The organism is Stutzerimonas stutzeri (genome assembly GCF_024448895.1).
GTDB classification, from domain to species: Bacteria; Pseudomonadota; Gammaproteobacteria; order Pseudomonadales; family Pseudomonadaceae; genus Stutzerimonas; species Stutzerimonas stutzeri_Q.
Genome location: NZ_JAMOIC010000022.1, coordinates 1 through 20,860 on the forward strand (window position 1 = coordinate 1; position 20,860 = coordinate 20,860).

General features: G+C 55.7%; 20 protein-coding genes. 16 read left to right on the forward strand and 4 right to left on the reverse strand.

The features are described 5' to 3' along the window. Nucleotides 1-249: 249 nt before the first annotated feature. The 4 genes from gyrB to dnaA are packed head-to-tail and all read right to left on the reverse strand — an operon-like array spanning nt 250 to nt 6,379. On the reverse strand, nt 250-2,664 hold the full coding sequence (gene gyrB, locus NA619_RS20355; protein WP_255963638.1) for a DNA topoisomerase (ATP-hydrolyzing) subunit B: 2,415 nt from the start codon (nt 2,662-2,664) through the stop codon (nt 250-252). Further along, the gene (gene recF / locus NA619_RS20360) at nt 2,661-3,773 is read right to left on the reverse strand and encodes a DNA replication/repair protein RecF (protein WP_255963639.1); all 1,113 of its coding nucleotides are present in this window, start codon (nt 3,771-3,773) and stop codon (nt 2,661-2,663) included. Before recF ends, gyrB begins: the two co-directional genes overlap by 4 nt. 10 nt (nt 3,774-3,783) lie before the next feature. Continuing rightward, entirely contained in the window at nt 3,784-4,887 is a 1,104-nt protein-coding gene (dnaN, locus tag NA619_RS20365) for a DNA polymerase III subunit beta (protein ID WP_255963640.1), read from the reverse strand. 37 nt (nt 4,888-4,924) lie between these two features. Beyond that, nucleotides 4,925-6,379 (reverse strand): chromosomal replication initiator protein DnaA, encoded by a 1,455-nt coding sequence (gene dnaA, locus NA619_RS20370; RefSeq protein ID WP_255963702.1) that lies wholly within the window; start codon nt 6,377-6,379, stop codon nt 4,925-4,927. Nucleotides 6,380-6,886: 507 nt separating this feature from the next. On the opposite strand from dnaA, the gene rpmH reads away from it, so the two are divergent. The 16 genes from rpmH to atpG all read left to right on the forward strand — a co-directional run bounded on the left by rpmH (nt 6,887) and on the right by atpG (nt 20,858). After that, entirely contained in the window at nt 6,887-7,021 is a 135-nt protein-coding gene (gene rpmH, locus NA619_RS20375; protein WP_019340723.1) for a 50S ribosomal protein L34, read from the forward strand. Nucleotides 7,022-7,038: 17 nt separating this feature from the next. Then, nucleotides 7,039-7,434 carry a ribonuclease P protein component gene (gene rnpA, locus NA619_RS20380; protein WP_255963641.1) on the forward strand — a complete coding sequence of 132 codons (396 nt, stop codon included), beginning with the start codon at nt 7,039-7,041 and terminating at the stop codon, nt 7,432-7,434. Beyond that, nucleotides 7,427-7,672, forward strand: a complete 246-nt coding sequence (gene yidD, locus NA619_RS20385) for a membrane protein insertion efficiency factor YidD (RefSeq protein WP_255963642.1) — start codon at nt 7,427-7,429, stop codon at nt 7,670-7,672. Before rnpA ends, yidD begins: the two co-directional genes overlap by 8 nt. Nucleotides 7,673-7,674: 2 nt before the next feature. After that, nucleotides 7,675-9,345, forward strand: a complete 1,671-nt coding sequence (gene yidC / locus NA619_RS20390; RefSeq protein ID WP_255963643.1) for a membrane protein insertase YidC — start codon at nt 7,675-7,677, stop codon at nt 9,343-9,345. Between the two features lie 68 nt (nt 9,346-9,413). Then, nucleotides 9,414-10,781, forward strand: coding sequence for a tRNA uridine-5-carboxymethylaminomethyl(34) synthesis GTPase MnmE (gene mnmE, locus NA619_RS20395; protein ID WP_255963644.1), 1,368 nt, complete (start codon nt 9,414-9,416; stop codon nt 10,779-10,781). 544 nt (nt 10,782-11,325) lie between these two features. Then, nucleotides 11,326-13,218 carry a tRNA uridine-5-carboxymethylaminomethyl(34) synthesis enzyme MnmG gene (gene mnmG, locus NA619_RS20400; protein ID WP_255963645.1) on the forward strand — a complete coding sequence of 631 codons (1,893 nt, stop codon included), beginning with the start codon at nt 11,326-11,328 and terminating at the stop codon, nt 13,216-13,218. After that, nucleotides 13,218-13,865: a 16S rRNA (guanine(527)-N(7))-methyltransferase RsmG gene (gene rsmG / locus NA619_RS20405; RefSeq protein ID WP_255963646.1), complete on the forward strand. Its 648-nt coding sequence runs from the start codon at nt 13,218-13,220 to the stop codon at nt 13,863-13,865. The genes mnmG and rsmG overlap by 1 nt, the downstream gene beginning before the upstream one ends. 18 nt (nt 13,866-13,883) lie before the next feature. Then, a complete protein-coding gene (locus tag NA619_RS20410) occupies nt 13,884-14,672 on the forward strand; it encodes a ParA family protein (RefSeq protein WP_255963647.1) in 789 nt (262 codons plus the stop codon). 9 nt (nt 14,673-14,681) lie between these two features. Then, entirely contained in the window at nt 14,682-15,554 is an 873-nt protein-coding gene (locus tag NA619_RS20415; RefSeq protein WP_255963648.1) for a ParB/RepB/Spo0J family partition protein, read from the forward strand. Nucleotides 15,555-15,688: 134 nt separating this feature from the next. Next, a complete protein-coding gene (locus tag NA619_RS20420) occupies nt 15,689-16,087 on the forward strand; it encodes a F0F1 ATP synthase subunit I (protein WP_255963649.1) in 399 nt (132 codons plus the stop codon). A gap of 14 nt (nt 16,088-16,101) precedes the next feature. Next, a complete protein-coding gene (gene atpB, locus NA619_RS20425; RefSeq protein WP_255963650.1) occupies nt 16,102-16,974 on the forward strand; it encodes a F0F1 ATP synthase subunit A in 873 nt (290 codons plus the stop codon). Between the two features lie 69 nt (nt 16,975-17,043). Then, nucleotides 17,044-17,271: a F0F1 ATP synthase subunit C gene (atpE, locus tag NA619_RS20430; RefSeq protein ID WP_019340921.1), complete on the forward strand. Its 228-nt coding sequence runs from the start codon at nt 17,044-17,046 to the stop codon at nt 17,269-17,271. A 93-nt stretch (nt 17,272-17,364) separates the two neighbouring features. After that, the gene (locus tag NA619_RS20435) at nt 17,365-17,835 is read left to right on the forward strand and encodes a F0F1 ATP synthase subunit B (RefSeq protein WP_255963651.1); all 471 of its coding nucleotides are present in this window, start codon (nt 17,365-17,367) and stop codon (nt 17,833-17,835) included. Nucleotides 17,836-17,847: 12 nt separating this feature from the next. Then, nucleotides 17,848-18,384, forward strand: a complete 537-nt coding sequence (locus NA619_RS20440) for a F0F1 ATP synthase subunit delta (RefSeq protein ID WP_255963652.1) — start codon at nt 17,848-17,850, stop codon at nt 18,382-18,384. 15 nt (nt 18,385-18,399) lie between these two features. Continuing rightward, complete coding sequence (atpA, locus tag NA619_RS20445) at nt 18,400-19,944, forward strand: F0F1 ATP synthase subunit alpha (protein ID WP_019340924.1); 1,545 nt, start codon at nt 18,400-18,402, stop codon at nt 19,942-19,944. A 50-nt stretch (nt 19,945-19,994) separates the two neighbouring features. Beyond that, the gene (gene atpG, locus NA619_RS20450) at nt 19,995-20,858 is read left to right on the forward strand and encodes a F0F1 ATP synthase subunit gamma (protein WP_255963653.1); all 864 of its coding nucleotides are present in this window, start codon (nt 19,995-19,997) and stop codon (nt 20,856-20,858) included. Nucleotides 20,859-20,860 lie beyond the last annotated feature (2 nt).

Here is a 20,860-nt window from a genome sequence, read left to right on the forward strand (position 1 = left end):
ATTTTCAGTTGCGCTTTGAGATTGCTATCGAGCATATGTGTATCCCCAGAGATGAAGAGTTTCTTACGGAGCTAAAGGTTGAAAGCTTTTGATGTGGGGAGCATATGGGATCAAACGCCATCCTTAAAATTGATTAAACCAAGTTCGGCCATGCAATATTGCTATCGTGTTCCACGTGGAACAAAAAACCCGGCTTTCGCCGGGTTTCTTCCGCCAAGGCGGAAAGGATTCCAAAAGGGACTTTGTCGACTAGAAGTCCAAGTTAGAAACTGCCAAAGCATTGGATTCGATGAAGTCACGCCGAGGCTCGACTGCATCTCCCATCAACGTATTGAAGATCTGATCAGCGCCAATCGCATCGTCGATCGTAACCTTCAACATCCGCCGCACCGCCGGGTCCATGGTGGTTTCCCACAGCTGATCCGGATTCATTTCTCCAAGACCCTTATAGCGCTGAACACTATGGCGGCGCGTGCCTTCAGTCATCAGCCAATCCAAAGCTTGCTTGAACGTGGTAACCGGCTTTTTGCGCTCGCCGCGCTGAACATACGCGCCTTCTTCGAGGAGGCTGTTCAGCTTTTCACCGAGGACCGTCACGGTCTTGTAATCATTACTTCCGAAGAAATCACGATTGAAGGTGATATAGCTGGCCAGTCCGTGGGAAATGATCTCGACTTCAGGAAGCCAGAGATTACGTTCCTTATCTTCCCGGAGGCTCGCTTTGTAAGCCAACCCAGAGCGCTCTACGCCTTTCAATAACGCCGCATAAGGCTCGAGCCAGGTCTCCATTGCGGCGCGGTCACCCAGCTGCTCAACGCTTACGCGAGGCAGATAGATGAAATGCTCGGTGAGTTCCTGAGGGTACAGACGGGACAAGCGCTGCAGCGTTTTCATCACGGTTCGGTAGTCATTGACCAAACGCTCGAGCGCCTCACCCGATAGACCAGGCGCATGCTCATTGACATGCAGACTGGCGTCTTCGAGCGCCGACTGAGTCAGGTACTCGTCCATCGCCTCGTCGTCCTTGATGTACTGCTCCTGCTTGCCACGCTTTACCTTGTAAAGCGGCGGCTGAGCAATGTACACGTAACCGCGCTCGATCAGTTCCGGTAGCTGGCGGAAGAAGAAGGTCAACAACAACGTACGGATGTGCGAACCGTCAACGTCGGCGTCCGTCATGATGATGATGTTGTGATAGCGCAACTTGTCGATGTTGTATTCATCGCGACCAATACCACAACCCAGTGCGGTAATAAGGGTGCCGACTTCCTGCGAAGAGATCATCTTGTCGAAACGTGCTTTCTCGACGTTCAGAATCTTGCCTTTAAGAGGAAGGATGGCCTGGGTCCTGCGGTTACGCCCCTGCTTTGCAGAACCTCCCGCGGAGTCACCCTCCACTATGTACAGTTCGGAGAGGGCAGGATCCTTCTCCTGACAGTCAGCAAGCTTGCCCGGCAAGCCAGCAATGTCTAGCGCGCCCTTACGCCGTGTCATCTCACGAGCCTTACGGGCCGCTTCACGCGCGCGAGCTGCATCAATCATCTTGCCAACAACGGCCTTGGCCTCATTGGGATGTTCGAGCAGAAAATCGGCAAAATGCTTGCCCATTTCTTGTTCGACCGCTGTTTTCACTTCGGACGAAACGAGCTTGTCTTTGGTCTGTGAGCTGAACTTCGGGTCCGGTACTTTAACCGAGATGATTGCAGTCAAGCCTTCACGGGCATCATCGCCGGTGGTTGAAACCTTGTGCTTTTTCGCCAGACCTTCTTGCTCGATATAGTTATTCAGATTTCGGGTAAGTGCAGAGCGAAATCCAGCTAGGTGCGTACCGCCATCTCGCTGAGGGATATTGTTGGTAAAGCAGAGCAGGTTTTCGTTAAAGCTGTCATTCCACTGCAACGCCACCTCTACACCGACGCCATCATCACGTTGAACGTTGAAGTGAAAGACTTCGTTAACGGGTGTCTTGTTGGTGTTCAGATAAGCCACGAATGCGCTTAAGCCGCCCTCGTACTTGAACAGCTCTTCTTTTGCATTGCGCTCGTCGCGCAGCACGATACCTACGCCCGAGTTCAGGAAGGACAGTTCGCGAAGACGTTTAGCCAGAATGTCCCAGACGAAGTGAATGTTCTGGAAAGTCTCAGCTGAAGGCTTGAAATGGATCTCGGTACCAGAGTCAGCCGTTTCACCCATTGCTACGAGTGGGGCCTGTGGAACACCGTGACGATACGTCTGCTCCCATACCCGTCCTTCACGTCTAATCGTCAAGATCAGCTCTTCGGACAGGGCATTCACTACCGATACACCTACCCCGTGCAATCCGCCCGAGACCTTGTAGGAGTTGTCATCGAACTTTCCGCCAGCGTGAAGCACCGTCATGATGACTTCCGCTGCCGAGACGCCTTCTTCGTGAATGTCGACCGGGATACCGCGGCCGTTGTCCCGAACACTGATTGATTCATCGACATGGATGGTGATGCAGATATCGCTGCAGTGGCCGGCGAGCGCCTCATCGATTGAGTTATCGACCACTTCGAAGACCATGTGGTGCAAACCGGTGCCATCATCTGTGTCGCCGATATACATGCCGGGACGTTTGCGTACCGCATCAAGGCCTTTAAGGACCTTAATACTGGACGAATCGTAAATGTGGTTTTCGCTCATGCCTTCACTCCCGAGGGGCCGTGGTCCTGGGCTATCGCTCCATGTTCCACGTGAAACATTGAGACCGGCGTATCGTTTCGCCAGCCCTCTCGCAATACTTTCGAATCGACACAGGTGATGAATACCTGGCAATCCAGTTGTTCCAACAAACGGCATAAAGCCAGCCGGTGCTGATCGTCCAGTTCGGACGGCAAGTCATCCACCAGATAAATACATTGGCCACGCTTGGACTCGCTCACCAGATGGCCCTGAGCGATTCGCAACGCACATACCACCAACTTCTGCTGACCTCGCGACAGCGTTTCAGCCGCATTATGGCCCGCAATCCTCAAACGCAGATCGGCTCGTTGAGGGCCAGCCTGGGTGTGACCCATTAGTCGATCACGGTCGATCGATGCGGTGAGCACCTCATCAAGAGAACGGTCTTTATCCCAGCCGCGGTAATAGCTCAGATGAAAACCTTCGAGGTCCAACAAAGAGGCCAAGGTGCGTTCAAATACAGGCTTCAAAGCGTGGATATAGGCTCGCCGGAAGCCATCTATTTCATCACTGGCAGTGCTAAGTTCGCGGCTCCAGGCCGCTTGCAAAGCGGCGTCAAGTGTACCATGGCGAAGCCACGAGTTCCGTTGCCTAAGGGCCTGCTGCAGGCGCTGCCAAGAGGGCAAAAACCGTGGTTCCACGTGGAACACGCCCCAGTCTAGGAACTGACGACGCAATTTCGGGGCGCCCTCTAAGAGCCGGAAGCTATCAGGATTGATCAGCTGCAATGGCAACGCATCAGCCAGTTCAGCAGTACTGCGGACGCTTTCGCCGTTAATACGGATTCGGACTTCGCCGCTGCGCTCTCGCGAAATACCCAATGCGCTTGACTGATCCTCGCCTAACTCAACCTGGCCAAACACCGTACAACTTGTTTGCTCATGAGTGATGATCGGATTCAACCGGGCATTACGAAACGACCGAGCCATGCCGAGAATGTGAATAGCTTCAAGCAGGCTGGTTTTTCCGCTGCCGTTGTCGCCGTGGAGGATATTGATTCTAGGGGAGGGATGAAGCGTCACCGGCTGCAGATTGCGAACACCGGTGACGGAAAGGCGGCTAAGCGACATTCAACAGCTATTACAGGCGCATCGGCATGACCACATACGCCGAGTCGTCATTGTCGAATTCCTGAACCAGCGCGCTGCTATTGGCATCCGAAAGGATGAGCCGCACCTGATCGGTGGTCATGACGCCAAGCACATCGAGCAGATAGCTGACGTTAAAACCGATTTCCAAGGATCCACCGGTGTAATCGACCGCAACCTCTTCTTCTGCTTCTTCCTGCTCCGGGTTGTTCGCCTGGATTTTCAAGAGCCCGCTTTCAAGCTGTAGGCGGATGCCCCGGTACTTTTCATTCGATAGAATTGCCGTGCGGCTGAATGCCTCACGCAAAGTCTGGCGCTCACCGACGACCAGCTTGTCGCCGCCACGAGGCAGGACACGTTCATAGTCAGGAAACTTCCCGTCGACCAGCTTTGAGGTGAATGTGAACTCGCCTGTCGTCGCGCGGATGTGATGCTGCCCTAGCACGATGCTGACTTCGCCGTCCTGGTCAGTGAGCAATCGAGCCAGTTCAATAATACCTTTTCGGGGCACGATCACCTGGTGGCGATCCGGCTGCTCAATGCCAGCCTGCATCGAACACATTGCCAGGCGATGCCCGTCGGTCGCAACCGCGCGTAGCATGCCGCTAGAAACTTCGATCAGCATTCCGTTCAGGTAGTAGCGCACGTCTTGCTGGGCCATGGCAAAACTGCTGCGCTCGATCATGCGCCGCATCTTCCCCTGGTTGACGCTGAAGTTCAGCGAGCCAGGGCCTTCCTCAACCGTAGGGAAATCGTTCGCTGGGAGCGTGGAGAGAGAAAAGCGGCTGCGACCGGACTTGATGATTACTTTCTGGTCATCCAGGCGAATGTCAATAAGCGCGTCTGGCTGCAAGCTTTTGCAGATATCCATCAACTTACGCGCCGGCACCGTAATTTCGCCCGGCTCGGATGCATCTTCCAATGTGACACGTCCAACCAGTTCGACTTCCAGATCCGTTCCGGTAAGCGACAACTGATCGTCTTGGACTACCAGTAGAACATTCGACAACACCGGCAATGTCTGGCGGCGCTCGACGACGCCCGCCACCAACTGCAGAGGTTTCAACAAGGCTTCGCGCTGAATCGTGAAATGCATGGTCTGGTCCCTTGCCTATTAAATGGCCGCAGTCTGTTCAGGTTGTCAAAGTACGCAGCAGATTCTTGTAATCTTCGCGGATATCGGCGTCCAATTCGCGAAGTTCGGCAATCTTACGACAGGCGTGCAGCACCGTCGTGTGATCACGTCCACCAAAGGCATCGCCGATCTCCGGGAGGCTATGGTTAGTCAGTTCCTTCGACAAGGCCATCGCAACCTGACGCGGACGCGCGACCGAGCGCGACCTACGTTTGGACAATAGGTCGGAAATCTTGATCTTGTAGTATTCGGCGGCAGTACGCTGGATGTTGTCAACGCTCACCAGCTTGTCCTGCAGCGCGAGCAGATCTTTCAATGATTCACGAATGAGTTCGATCGTGATGTCCCTGCCCATGAAATGGGCATGAGCGATAACGCGCTTCAAAGCGCCTTCCAACTCACGCACGTTAGAACGAATACGCTGAGCGATAAAAAAAGCGGCGTCGTGGGGCAGGTCAACGTTGGCTTGGTCAGCTTTCTTCATCAGGATCGCCACACGCGTTTCAAGCTCTGGTGGCTCAACCGCAACAGTCAACCCCCAACCGAAGCGCGACTTGAGCCGCTCCTCCAACCCATCGATCTCTTTGGGATACCTATCACTGGTGAGGATCACCTGCTGTCCACCTTCGAGAAGCGCGTTGAAGGTGTGGAAAAACTCTTCTTGCGAGCGCTCCTTCTTTGCGAAAAATTGAATGTCGTCGATCAGCAACGCATCCACGGAACGGTAGAAGCGCTTGAACTCATTGATGGCATTGAGCTGTAACGCCTTGACCATATCAGCCACGAAACGCTCGGAATGAAGATAGACGACTTTGGCATTCGGATTTTTCTTCAACAGATGATTGCCAACAGCATGCATCAGGTGCGTCTTCCCTAGACCCACACCGCCATACAAGAACAGAGGGTTGTAGCCATGCTTTGGATTGTCAGCAACCTGCCAGGCAGCTGCACGGGCTAACTGGTTCGACTTGCCTTCGACAAAATTCTCGAACGTAAAGGTACGGTTGAGGTAGCTCGTATGCTTGAGCCCCCCTTCGACCTGAACGGTGCGTTCCTGCTGACGGGGGGGCGCGGGCGAAGCGGCAGGCGCCGAAGCAACCGGCGTGTGGGACGCAGAATCTGATGCTGCAGGGGGGGCAGCAGAAGCAGGCAAACCGGTATGGGCTTGAGGACGGGCAACCGCTGCCGTCATCTGCTGCCCCGGACTGCGTCTGCTACCTATCAATAGCGATAAAGACGGGGCCACGCCAGCAGCACGCTCTGAAACAAGCTCAATCAGCCGGGAAAGATATTTTTCATTGACCCAATCCATGACGAACCGGTTAGGGGCGTAGACGCGTAACTCATCCCCATCGGCTTCAACCTGGAGCGGGCGAATCCAGGTGTTGAATTGCTGGGCAGGCAGTTCATCTCTCAACAGGTCAACGCACTGCTGCCAAAGTTCAACCGACACGGAATCTCCTAGCTTTTGAGCTTCAAAAACGACGGTCATTGTAGCGCTGCAGCACACAGTTATCCACAGTCGATCAGGCTTCACAGCTTAAAAGAACTGATCGATCAGACCTCAAAGAACAGACGTCGACCCTAAGCCCTGTTGATAACATGGCCTAAAGCCTAGGGAAAAGGCTGTGTATATCGACAGCATAACCTGGCCTGTTGATAACACAGGGTTTAGTCCACAGGATGCGCAACGGATCTGCACCGCGGGCACACGGGTTTCACAGAACGTTTTGCTAGGCTGGAGGCTCCGCAGGATATGGGCTGGAGAGGTCTATCCACAGAATGTGGCTCCACCATCTATAGACACTGATTTAAGAAAGGCTCTAATTCTTTTCTTTTTATTAATTTCTCTACCAATGGTGCTGGTTGGAAATTGACCTGACTCTGCAGCTTCTCTACAATCGCCGGTCTCTTAAAAGGGGGCCATTCCGGTCCGCAACCGATTACCAGGTACCGCATCATGAAACGCACTTTCCAACCCAGCACCCTGAAGCGCGCTCGTACTCACGGTTTCCGTGCTCGCATGGCTACCAAGAACGGTCGTGCAGTTCTGTCGCGTCGTCGCGCCAAAGGTCGCAAGCGCCTGGCAGTCTGAACACGTCGGAAAAGGTAGTGAGTCGAGACTTCGGTCGGGAAAAGCGGCTGCTTACCCCGATTCAATTCAAAGCTGTCTTCGACTCTCCCTCCGGCAAGTTACCGGGCAGGAACGTCCTGTTACTGGTGCGCGAAAACGGATTGCCCCACCCCCGAATTGGTTTGGTGATTGGCAAGAAGAGCGTCAAGCTCTCGGTAGAGCGCAATCGCATCAAGCGGCAACTGCGTGAAACCTTTCGTCTCCACCAGGTGGACCTGACGGGGTGGGACATCGTGGTCATCGCGCGCAAAGGCCTGGCAGATCTGGACAATGCCGAACTGGCTAAGCAGTTCGCCAAGCTCTGGCGACGGTTGTCTCGCACCCCTACCAAGACCGACGGAAAACCGGAACAGGCCAAGTCTGCCCATGCGTAAACTGGCCGTGCTGCCTATCCGGTTTTACCGGTACGCCATCAGTCCCATGATGGCCAGCCATTGTCGTTTCTACCCCAGCTGCTCCTGCTACGCACAAGAGGCCATCGAAATTCATGGCCTGCTGCGCGGTGGCTGGCTGAGCCTGCGCAGGCTCGGCCGTTGCCATCCATGGAACCCCGGCGGTTATGATCCGGTGCCTTCCAAAAACACCTCCAATTCATCTTCGATGACCGAGTAACCATGGATATCAAACGCTCGATTCTGCTTGTCGCCCTGGCAGTCGTTGCCTACCTGATGGTTCTTCAGTGGAATCAGGACTACGGACAGGCGGCCTTGCCTGCCGAGACAAGTCAGGAACAAACCGCTAACGCCCAACTACCGGAAACACCGACAACGCAGACTGCCGATGGCGTGCAGAGCGATATACCGGCCGTAGGTGGAGAGCAACCGACAAACACGCTCCCCGATGCCGAGGCCACCACCCAGTTGATACGTGTCAGGACCGACGTGCTTGACGTGGCGATTGACCCTCGGGGCGGTGACATCGTCGATCTGCGCTTGCCAGAGTTTCCTCGCCGGCAGGATCGTCCAGATATTCCTTTCCAGCTTTTTGAGCGAAGCGGAGAGCGGACCTATGAGGCACAAAGTGGCCTGATTGGCGACGGCCCGGACAAATCCAGTGGTCGCCCGCTATACACCAGCGGGCAACAGCAGTATCAGTTGGCTGAAGGTCAGGATCAGCTGATCGTCGACCTGAAGCACAGCGATAACGGCGTCAATTACACCAAGCGCTTCACCTTTGATCGAAGCAATTATGACCTCCGCGTCAGCTATCTCATCGATAACCAGAGCGAAGCGTCATGGACAGGCTACATGTTCGGCCAGCTCAAGCGCGATGACAGCGGCGATCCGTCTTCAAGCACTGCCACTGGTACTGCGACCTATCTTGGAGCGGCGCTTTGGACGAAAGATGAGCCCTACACCAAGGTATCCATGGGCGACATGGATGATGGCAGCCTGAAAAAAACGGTAGAAGGAGGATGGATTGCCTGGTTGCAGCATTACTTCGTGACCGCATGGATACCTGCTCCGGATCAAACCAATCAGGTTCAGACCCGCAAGGACAGCCAAGGGAACTACATCATCGGTTTCACGGGCCCAGGCGTAACGGTAGCGCCGGGTAGCCAGGGCGAAACCTACGCCACGCTTTATGCTGGCCCTAAAAGCCAGGACGAGCTGGAAGAACTGTCGCCGGGCCTGCGCCTGACCGTCGATTACGGCATTCTCTGGTTTATCGCCCAACCAATCTTCTGGTTGCTACAGAATATCCATGCACTGCTGGGCAATTGGGGCTGGTCGATCATAGCGCTGACCATCGTCATCAAACTGGCGTTCTTCCCGCTGTCGGCTGCCAGTTATCGGTCGATGGCGCGTATGCGGGCCGTTTCGCCAAAAATGGCGGCGCTGAAGGAACAGTTTGGCGACGACCGCCAAAAGATGTCCCAGGCGATGATGGAGCTGTACAAGAAGGAAAAGATCAATCCACTGGGCGGATGTCTGCCGATTCTGGTCCAGATGCCGGTGTTCCTCGCGCTCTACTGGGTGTTGCTGGAAAGTGTTGAAATGCGTCAGGCGCCCTGGATGTTCTGGATCACTGACCTCTCGATCAAAGATCCTTTCTTCATCCTGCCGATCATCATGGGCCTGACCATGTTCATTCAGCAGCAATTGAACCCCACGCCGCCAGATCCGATGCAGGCGAAGGTCATGAAGTTGTTGCCAATCATCTTCACTTTCTTCTTCCTGTGGTTCCCTGCCGGCCTGGTGCTGTACTGGGTTGTCAACAACGTCTTGTCGATTGCGCAGCAGTGGTACATTACCCGCAAGATCGAGAGACAGACCGCAGCCTGATCAGCTGAGTGAACAGAACGCCCCTTGATTGGGGCGTTTTGCATTTCTGACTCACTGGAGACATACGCATGAGCCAAGATCGCGAAACCATCGCAGCCGTTGCTACCGCGCCCGGTCGCGGCGGAATAGGCGTCGTAAGGGTATCCGGACCACGCGCGAAAGCGGTGGCCATTACCCTAAGCGGGAGGGAGCCCATTGCGCGTCATGCCCACTACGGCCCTTTTCACTCCGACGACGGCGAGGTCATCGATGAGGGGCTGATGCTGTTTTTTCCTGGCCCCCACTCATTCACCGGGGAGGACGTGCTGGAATTGCAGGGCCACGGCGGTCCCGTCGTCATGGACATGCTGTTGCACCGTTGCGTCGAACTCGGCATTCGTCTTGCGCGTCCTGGCGAGTTCAGTGAACGAGCATTTATCAACGACAAATTGGACCTTGCTCAGGCCGAGGCAATCGCCGATCTCATCGAAGCGAGTTCCGCACAGGCGGCGCGAAATGCCGTGCGCTCGCTGCAAGGCGAGTTTTCACGTCGAGTGCACGCTCTGACGGAGAAGTTGATACAGCTGCGTATCTATGTAGAGGCCGCAATCGACTTTCCGGAAGAAGAAATAGACTTTCTCGCCGATGGCCGAGTCTTGGCATTGCTGGATGCTGTACGACAGGAGCTTAACGAGGTAATCCGCGAAGCGGGCCAGGGCGCTCTGCTACGTGAAGGCATGAACGTGGTTATCGCAGGACGTCCTAACGCCGGGAAGTCCAGCCTGCTCAATGCGCTCGCAGGCAGGGAAGCCGCAATCGTCACCGAAATCGCTGGTACTACGCGTGATGTTCTGCGTGAACACATCCATATCGACGGTATGCCCCTGCATATCATCGACACCGCGGGTTTGCGTGACACTGACGACCAGGTGGAGCGCATCGGCGTAGAACGTGCGATCAAGGCCATTGAAGACGCCGATCGGATACTGCTCGTCGTGGATGCCAATACGTCTGCGAACAATGCGGGTGACGGTGATTGGCCTGAGTTCATCTCAACCAAGCCTGACCGCGCGAAGACCACACTGGTGCGGAACAAGGCCGACCTAACGGGAGAGATCGTCGAACTCTCCATTGATGCAGACGGGTTCACCACCCTTAGTCTGTCTGCTCGGTCCGGTGATGGAGTTGAGCTTCTTCGTAATCATCTGAAAGGCTGTATGGGTTATCAGCAAACTGCTGAGACAGGCTTCAGCGCCCGCCGCAGGCATCTAGATGCGCTTCGTCAGACGGCCTTACATCTACAGCACGGTTACGACCAATTAACCGTGGCCGGCGCCGGTGAGCTCTTGGCGGAGGATCTGCGTCACGCACAGCAGTCGCTTGGCGAAATAACAGGGGCCTTCAGTTCTGATGATTTGCTCGGTCGTATATTTTCCAGCTTTTGCATCGGCAAATAGCGCCGCTCGAACTTCTTCTGACTCCCTTCCTCACTCCACCGCAGTGCGCATTACGACTGAATCAGCGCAGTGGCCGGAGTCGTTTTTCTAGCTGATTGAGCATTATTGGCATCACCACCTGAACCGAGGGGGGCGCCGTGGGTGAAACCTTTCAAAAACCTGGAGGGAAACCCTGTGTAAAACCGACTCTAAGCCCGGTTCGAAAGCAGTTGGTAACTGAGGTACAAATTTGCCCTGTGTATAAGCCGACATTTAGTCCACAGCCTATGAACCGGTATCACACCGGCGCGGCCCAGGAATCGCACATCTTTTCGTTTCTCCCTAAGGCCCGCCTGGAGAGGGCTGGAAAGAACTATCCACAGAAATACACGACCCCATTTATAAACATAAGAATAAGCTTTAAAGAATTACTCTCTATTTATCTATTGATCAGTGTCTGCCTCCCGAGTTGGTCATTTTTTGTCCACGGGCCTTCTTTCAGGTGCTTGCTCCGCCTATACTTGCGCGTTTCCCCAAACTCATCTGAACAGGCACGAGGTGCGTGGTGGATTTCCCTTCCCGTTTTGATGTCATCGTTATCGGCGGTGGCCATGCCGGTACCGAGGCTGCATTGGCAGCTGCACGAATCGGCGTGAAAACATTGCTGCTGACTCATAACGTTGAAACGCTTGGACAGATGAGCTGTAACCCTGCGATGGGCGGTATTGGCAAGAGCCATCTGGTCAAGGAAATCGACGCGCTTGGTGGCGTGATGGCCAGCGCCACCGACCAGAGCGGCATTCAGTTTCGTGTGCTCAACAGCCGCAAAGGCCCTGCGGTTCGTGCAACACGAGCACAGGCTGATCGTGTTCTATACAAGGCAGCCGTGCGTGAGACGCTGGAAAACCAGCCTAACCTGTGGGTATTTCAACAGGCCGCGGATGATCTGATCGTCGAAGCCGATGAGGTCCGCGGTGTGGTCACGCAGATGGGCCTGCGATTTCTGGCTGTAACCGTCGTTCTCACAACGGGCACCTTCCTGGGCGGACTTATCCACATTGGTCTGCAAAACTATTCAGGTGGCCGCGCTGGAGATCCCCCGTCGATCGCTCTGGCGAAGCGCTTGCGCGAATTGCCGCTGCGAGTGGGTCGTCTCAAAACAGGCACACCGCCGAGGATTGATGGGCGCAGTGTCGATTTCTCCGTGATGACTGAGCAACCCGGTGATACACCGATTCCGCCAATGTCCTTTCTGGGACACGCGGCTCAGCATCCACGGCAGGTCAGTTGCTGGATCACCCATACCAACGCACGGACTCACGAAATCATTGCGGCAAACCTTGACCGGTCGCCGATGTACTCCGGCGTGATCGAGGGAGTTGGGCCCCGCTATTGCCCATCCATCGAGGACAAGATTCATCGTTTTGCCGACAAGGACAGCCATCAGGTTTTCATTGAGCCTGAAGGTCTGACTACTCACGAGCTCTATCCCAACGGCATCTCCACGTCATTGCCGTTCGACGTCCAGCTGCAGATCGTGCAAAGCATTCGTGGCATGGAGCAGGCACACATCGTGCGTCCTGGCTACGCCATCGAGTACGATTATTTCGACCCGCGCGACCTGAAATACAGCCTGGAAACCAAGGTTATCGGGGGCCTGTTTTTCGCGGGCCAGATCAACGGAACCACCGGCTATGAAGAAGCAGGGGCTCAAGGACTGCTGGCCGGAACCAATGCGGCACTGCGTGCGCAGGGGAAGGACAGTTGGTGTCCTCGACGGGACGAGGCCTATCTGGGTGTGTTGGTCGACGACCTGATTACGCTCGGAACCCAGGAACCGTACCGGATGTTCACCTCCCGGGCCGAGTATCGGTTGATCCTCAGAGAGGACAATGCTGATCTCAGGCTTACCGAGAAGGGGCGAGAATTAGGCTTGGTGGATGACGTTCGCTGGTCTGCATTCGAACTCAAGCGCGAACGTATCGCTCAGGAAGAGCAGCGGCTGAAGAGCACATGGGTTCGCCCTGCCACAGTGCAGGGTGACGCGATCGCCGAGCGGTTTGGTACCCCGCTGACTCACGAATACAACTTGCTTAATTTGCTGGCGAGACCGGAAATCGACTACCGCACCTTGGTTGAACTCACCGGTGAAGGTGTCGAAGACCCACAAGTTGCCGAGCAGGTCGAAATCAAGACCAAGTACGCCGGTTATATTGATCGGCAGCAGGAAGAAATAGTCCGTCTTCGTGCCAGCGAGAACATCTCCTTACCGATTGAGTTGGATTACTCCTCGATATCCGGCCTGTCGAAGGAAATCCAGCACAAGCTCACCCTTGCTCGTCCAGAAACGCTCGGGCAAGCCTCAAGAATTCCTGGTGTCACGCCGGCGGCCGTTTCACTTCTGATGATTCATCTGAAAAAACGTAGCGCAGGGCAGAAGCTGGAGCAAAGCGCCTGATGGATCTCGAGTACCAAGGTTACGCCGAAGAGCTTGACGACGGCGCCAGGCAACTGGGTGTGCAAATCAGCGAAGGCCAACGCGACCAGCTGCTCGCCTATCTCGCACTGCTCAGCAAATGGAACAAGGCCTACAACCTGACAGCTGTCCGCAATACGGCGGAAATGGTTTCTCGCCATTTGCTCGATAGCTTGAGCGTCGCTCCCTATGTTCAACTCGGCGGCACTCGTTGGCTTGATGTAGGCAGCGGCGGCGGTATGCCGGGGATCCCGTTGGCAATCCTGTTTCCTGAACGGCATTTCACGCTGCTTGATTCCAATGGGAAAAAGACGCGCTTTCTTACTCAGGTCAAACTTGAGCTGAAACTCACCAATCTTGAAGTTGTCCACAGCCGCGTCGAGCAGTTCGCTCCGGCGCAGCCATTCACAGGGATCACCTCCCGGGCGTTCAGCTCCCTTGAGGATTTCACCAACTGGACACGTCACCTAGGCGATCGCGATGCACGCTGGCTGGCGATGAAAGGGGTGCAACCAGACGATGAATTGCAGGCATTGCCTTCGGATTTCGAGCTGGAGCGCTGTCTTGTTCTCAAGGTTCCCGGTTGCCAAGGGCAACGCCACCTGTTGATACTGCGCCGCACTTCATGACCCGGACAGACACTGACCATGGCTAAAGTATTTGCCATCGCCAACCAGAAGGGCGGTGTCGCCAAGACCACGACCTGCATTAACCTGGCCGCTTCGCTGGTCGCCACGCGACGTCGGGTCCTGCTTATCGACCTCGATCCCCAAGGGAACGCGACCACCGGTAGCGGTGTGGATAAGTTGAGTCTCGAGTATTCGATCTACGATGTTCTGATCGGAGAATGCAGTTTGGTCGATGCCATGCAGTTTTCCGAGCATGGTGGATACCAGCTATTGCCCGCCAACCGTGACCTGACGGCGGCCGAAGTAGCGCTATTAAAGCTGCCGACCAAGGAACACCGGCTACGCGAGGCGCTTGCACCGGTGCGCGAAAACTACGACTACATCCTGATCGATTGCCCCCCTTCGCTATCTATGCTGACGATCAATGCACTGACCGCCGCCGACGGTGTGATTATTCCGATGCAGTGTGAGTACTACGCACTGGAAGGGCTGACTGATCTGGTCAACTCGATTCAGCGCATCGGTCAGGCCTTGAACCCGTCGCTGAAGATCGAGGGCTTGCTGCGCACCATGTACGACCCACGCAGCAGCCTGACCAACGATGTGACCGAACAGCTCAAGACTCATTTTGGCGACAAGCTCTACGACACCGTGATCCCCCGCAATGTGCGGCTTGCCGAAGCACCCAGTCACGGCATGCCGGCATTGGTCTATGACAAGCAATCCAAGGGCGCCTTGGCCTATCTGGCGTTGGCGGGTGAGTTGTCGCGCCGCCAGCGTCGAGCTGCCCGTAGCGTAAACGCATAAGGAATCTTCATGGCGACCAAAAAACGAGGCCTAGGACGCGGACTGGATGCCCTGCTCGGTGGCGCCAACGTGGCGACAACGCAGGAAAGTGCACCTCAGACTGATGAGCGAGAACTGCAACAGCTCCCGCTTGATGTCATTCAACGAGGCAAATATCAGCCTCGTCGTGATATCGACCCGGTGACACTCGAAGAGCTTGCCAATTCGATCCGTAGCCAGGGCGTGATGCAACCAATCGTGGTGCGTTCGATCGGCTCGGGCCGCTACGAAATCATTGCCGGAGAACGACGCTGGCGTGCCAGCCAACAGGCGGGTTTGGAAAAGATCCCGGCATTGGTGCGTGACGTGTCGGACGAAGCCGCCATTGCTATGGCGCTGATAGAAAATATCCAACGTGAAGACCTGAATCCCATTGAGGAAGCAGTGGCGTTGCAACGCCTCCAGCAAGAGTTTCAGCTGACGCAGCAACAGGTAGCTGATGCTGTGGGTAAGTCACGCGTAACCATCAGTAACCTTCTGCGCCTGATAGCGCTGCCGGATGAGATAAAGACTCTCTTGTCCCACGGTGATCTGGAAATGGGTCATGCCCGAGCATTATTGGGGCTTCCTGCTGATCAGCAGGTCGAAGGGGCGCGACATGTTGTCGCGCGGGGGCTTACCGTACGCCAGACCGAAGCGTTGGTGCGGCAATGGTTGAACAGCTCCGATCGAAGCAAGGAACAACCAAAAAGCGATCCGGATATTGTCCGCCTGGAGCAGCGACTGGCTGAGCGGCTGGGCTCACCGGTGCAGATCAAGCACGGCGAAAAGGGCAAAGGGCAGCTGGTGATTCGTTACAATTCGCTGGATGAGCTACAAGGTGTGCTTGCGCACATTCGTTGATACAAACTTTATGTAGTGCCGGTCAGAAACTGCTACCTGAAGGTTGAATGCGGTTTGGCCTGCTCCTATACTCGCGGCGCTTTTTTGACTGCAATCAATGTAGATGCAGACCGCGATTCGGCGATGGATGCACGGTGAATATACGTAACAAGACACCCTTGCATCGGCTACCCGTCATTCGGGTTTTGCTCGTACAGGCATTGGTCGCAGTGAGTGCCAGCGTTTCATGTGGTTTGATTTTTGGTATGGTTGCGGGCTATTCGGCTTTGCTAGGTGGCCTGATCGCTTTATTGGCTAACCTGTATTTTGCCTTCAAGGCGTTTCGCTATTTTGGTGCGCGATCAGCCAAGGCGATCGTTCAGTCCCTTTGGGCTGGCGAGATGGGTAAACAGATTCTGGCAGCAGCGTTGTTTGCGCTGGTGTTCGTGGGAGTGAAACCGCTGCAACCGGCAGCACTTTTTGTCGGTTATCTGTTGGTTCTGGGCGCCGGAGCGAGCGCCCTCCTGCTAATGAAAAATAATCCGAAGCATTGAGCACTGAGGCGTTTATGGCGAGTACCCCGGCGGAATATATCCAGCATCACCTGCAGAATCTGACTTACGGAAAACTGCCGGAAGGCTACGTTCGTGCAGATGGCTCGGTAGTCGATCAGGCTACCTGGACCATCGCTCAGTCCGGTCTGGAAGCCCGTGACATGGGTTTCATGGCGGTCCACCTCGATACGCTGGGTTGGTCGCTGTTCATGGGTCTGATCTTTATCCTGATCTTCCGCATGGCTGCGAAAGGTGCCACTGCGGGAATCCCGGGCCGTCTGCAGAATTTCGTCGAGATGTGTGTCGAGTTCGTTGAAGGTGTTGTTAAGGATACCTTCCATGGCCGCAATGCCTTGATCGCGCCGCTCGCCCTGACGATTTTCGTCTGGGTCTTCCTTATGAACAGTCTGAAGTGGATTCCGGTGGACTACATCCCGGGTCTGGCAAGTCTGCTGGGTCTGCCGTACTTCAAGATCGTCCCGACAGCCGACCCGAACGGTACCTTCGGTCTGTCGCTCGGCGTGTTTATTCTGATTCTGTTCTACAGCTTCAAGGTCAAGGGCGTGGGCGGTTTCACCAAGGAACTGGCATTCACGCCGTTCAATCATTGGTCGCTCGTCCCGTTCAACCTGTTCCTCGAGATCCTCGGTCTGCTGACCAAGCCGCTGAGCCTCGCTCTGCGTCTGTTCGGCAACATGTATGCCGGTGAGGTGGTGTTCATCCTTATCGCGCTGCTGCCGTTCTACGTGCAGTGGACCCTGAATGTACCCTGGGCGATCTTCCATATTCTGGTGATCCCACTGCAGGCGTTCATTTTCATGGTTCTGACCGTGGTGTACTTGAGCTCAGCGCATGAAGATCACGGTCATGCCGAACTCACGCCGTAACCGCTGAACCGGTTTTATCTGTTTCGCTTCAACCAAGAAAACCTTAACCCTTAGCTTCAGGAGCTTTACATGGAACTCGTCTACATCGCCGCCTCCATCATGATCGGTCTGGGTGCCCTGGGCACTGGCATCGGCTTCGCCCTGCTGGGCGGCAAGTTGCTGGAATCCACTGCTCGTCAACCCGAGCTGGCTCCGCAACTGCAAACCAAGACCTTCCTCATGGCTGGTCTGCTCGACGCCGTACCGATGATCGGTGTTGGTATCGCGATGTACCTCATCTTCGTTGTCGCTGCTTAAGACTTTTCCGGTTCCTGATGGGGTTCGCCTGGCGAGCCCCGTTGCCGTGGAATTGACAACCGCGTCGAACGAGATAGCACGAGGTATATCGCTGTGAACATTAACTTGACGCTGTTCGGTCAAACGTTCGCTTTCGCTATTTTCGTCTGGTTCTGCATGAAGTACGTATGGCCGCCAATCACCAAGGCCATGCAAGAACGCCAGAAGAAAATTGCCGAAGGGCTGGACGCCGCAGGCCGTGCGCAGCAAGACCTAAAGTTGGCTCAGGAAAAGGTGTCAAACACCCTCCGCGAGACCAAGGGGCAAGCTGCCCAGATCCTAGAGCAGGCCAACAAGCAGGCCAACGCAATTGTTGAGGATGCCAAGCAACAGGCGCGCGTCGAAGGCGAGCGACTGGTAGCTGGCGCCCGCGCCGAAATCGAGCAGGAAGTGAATCGTGCCAAGGAGCAACTGCGCAATCAGGTAGCCATGTTGGCTGTCATGGGTGCGGAGAAGATCCTGGAGTCCCAGGTGGACGCCAAGGCGCACAACGATCTGGTCGAAAAACTGGCCTCCCAACTCTAAGCGAGGCAAGCGATGATCAATACCCAGACGCTTGCTCGGCCCTATGCAAAGGCCGCTTTCGAATTCGCCAGTTCCGCTGGCCGGATTGATGCCTGGTCGGGCATGTTGAGCCTGGCTGCGGTCGCCGTTGACGTTCCCCAAATTGCCGAACTGCTCAAGAACCCGCGTCTTACCAGCGAAAGCAAGGTCAAGACGCTGGTCCAGCTGTTTGGTAGCGACATCGATGATGCGTTCCGGAACTTCGTTACCACCCTGGGCGATAACGATCGCCTGGACGTGTTGCCGACTATTCGGGAGCTGTTCGAGGAACTGAAGGCTGAAGCTGAAAAGACACTCGACGTTGAAGTGCAGACAGCCTTCGAGCTGACTCCTGCGCAACTCCAAACTTTGGCTGCCGCCTTGTCGAAGCGGCTAGATCGTACCGTCAACCCCCAGCAGGTCGTGAACCCTGCGCTGATCGGCGGCGTTGTCATCCGCGCCGGCGATGTGGTTGTCGATGGTTCGGTCCGCGGCAAACTGAGCCAGTTGGCCGAATCGTTGAAATCCTGATTTGAGGGTCGTGGCATGCAGCAACTGAATCCTTCCGAGATTAGTGAAATCATAAAGCAGCGCATCGGTAGTTCCGACGTGTCTGCCCAAGCGCGTAACGAAGGCACCATCGTCAGCGTTTCTGACGGTATCGTTCGCATCTATGGCCTGGCCGATGTGATGTACGGGGAAATGATCGAGTTTCCTGGCGGCGTCTTCGGTATGGCCCTGAACCTGGAACAAGACTCCGTAGGTGCCGTGGTATTGGGCGCCTATCAGAGCCTGACCGAAGGTATGAGCGCCAAGTGCACCGGTCGCGTCCTTGAAGTGCCGGTAGGTCCGGAACTGCTAGGCCGCGTAGTCGATGCACTGGGCAACCCGGTAGACGGCAAAGGCCCGGTCAACGCGCAGGCAACTGACGCGGTTGAAAAGGTCGCCCCTGGTGTGATCTGGCGTAAGTCAGTCGACCAGCCAGTGCAGACCGGCTACAAGTCGGTCGACGCCATGATCCCGGTAGGTCGTGGTCAGCGTGAGCTGATTATCGGTGACCGTCAGATCGGTAAGACTGCCCTGGCCATCGACGCCATCATTAACCAGCGCAACAGCGGCATCAAATGCGTCTACGTCGCGATCGGTCAGAAGCAATCGACCATCGCCAACGTGGTTCGCAAGCTCGAGCAGCACGGCGCACTGGCTAACACCATCATCGTCGCCGCTTCGGCATCCGAATCCGCTGCGCTGCAGTTCCTGGCCCCTTACGCTGGCTGCACCATGGGCGAGTACTTCCGCGACCGTGGTGAAGATGCGCTGATCGTTTATGACGATCTGTCCAAGCAGGCCGTGGCCTATCGCCAGATCTCCCTGCTGCTGCGTCGTCCGCCAGGACGTGAAGCCTATCCGGGTGACGTGTTCTATCTCCACAGCCGTCTGCTGGAGCGTGCATCGCGCGTTTCCGAAGAGTACGTCGAGAAGTTCACCAATGGCGCCGTGACTGGCAAGACCGGTTCTCTGACCGCTCTGCCGATCATCGAAACTCAGGCTGGTGACGTATCCGCGTTCGTTCCGACCAACGTGATCTCGATCACCGACGGTCAGATCTTCCTCGAATCGTCGATGTTCAACGCAGGTATCCGTCCGGCTGTGAACGCCGGTATCTCGGTATCCCGTGTTGGTGGCGCTGCGCAGACCAAGATCATCAAGAAGCTGTCCGGCGGTATTCGTACCGCGCTGGCTCAGTACCGTGAATTGGCGGCATTCGCCCAGTTCGCGTCTGATCTGGACGAAGCGACCCGCAAGCAGCTCGAGCATGGTCAGCGCGTTACTGAGCTGATGAAGCAGAAGCAGTATGCGCCGATGTCCATTGCTGACATGGCGGTGTCCCTGTATGCAGCCGAGCGTGGCTTCCTGCAGGACATCGAAGTAGCCAAGGTTGGTGCCTTCGAGCAGGCGTTGATTGCCTATTTCCACCACGAGCATGCTGCTCTGCTGGACAAGATCAACGTAAAGGGCGACTTCAACGACGAAATCGACGCAGGCATCAAAGCCGGTATCGAGTCGTTCAAGGCCACCCAATCCTGGTAAGCCGCAGCGGGAGCCGCAAGGCTCCCGCTTGCTAACCCGATAGGTGTCAAATGGCAGGCGCAAAAGAGATTCGCAGCAAGATTGCGAGCATCAAAAGCACGCAGAAGATCACCAGCGCCATGGAAAAGGTGGCGGTCAGCAAGATGCGCAAGGCACAGATGCGCATGGCTGCCAGCCGTCCCTATGCGGAGCGGATCCAGCAGGTTATCGGCCATCTGGCCAATACCAACCCGGAGTACCGTCATCCGTTCATGGTTGAGCGTCCGGTCAAGCGTGTCGGCTACATCGTCGTTTCATCTGATCGTGGCCTGTGCGGCGGCTTGAACACTAACCTGTTCAAGGCGTTGATCAAGAGCATGAAGGAGTGGCACGACAGCAAAGTCGAGGCCGACCTCTGCGTGATCGGTAACAAGGGCGCAAGTTTCTTCCGCAGCTTTGGCGGCAATGTGGTCGCGGCAGTCAGCGGGCTTGGCGAAGAGCCGTCGATCAATGACCTGATCGGCAGCGTAAAAGTCATGCTGGATGCCTTCGACCAGGGCCGTCTGGACCGTCTTTACCTGGTGTCGAACAAGTTCATCAACACCATGACGCAGAAGCCAACCGTAGCGCAGTTGCTACCGTTGGCCGCGAGTGACGATCAGACCGCGCCGAAAGGTCAATGGGACTACCTGTACGAACCCGACGCTCGCTTGTTGCTGGATGCGTTGCTGGTTCGCTACATCGAATCTCAGGTTTACCAGGCCGTGGTCGAGAACGGTGCAGCTGAACAAGCCGCCCGGATGATCGCCATGAAGAACGCAACCGACAATGCTGGTGACCTGATCAGCGACCTGCAACTGGTCTACAACAAGGCCCGTCAGGCTGCGATCACCCAGGAAATTTCGGAAATCGTCGGCGGCGCTGCCGCGGTTTAAGA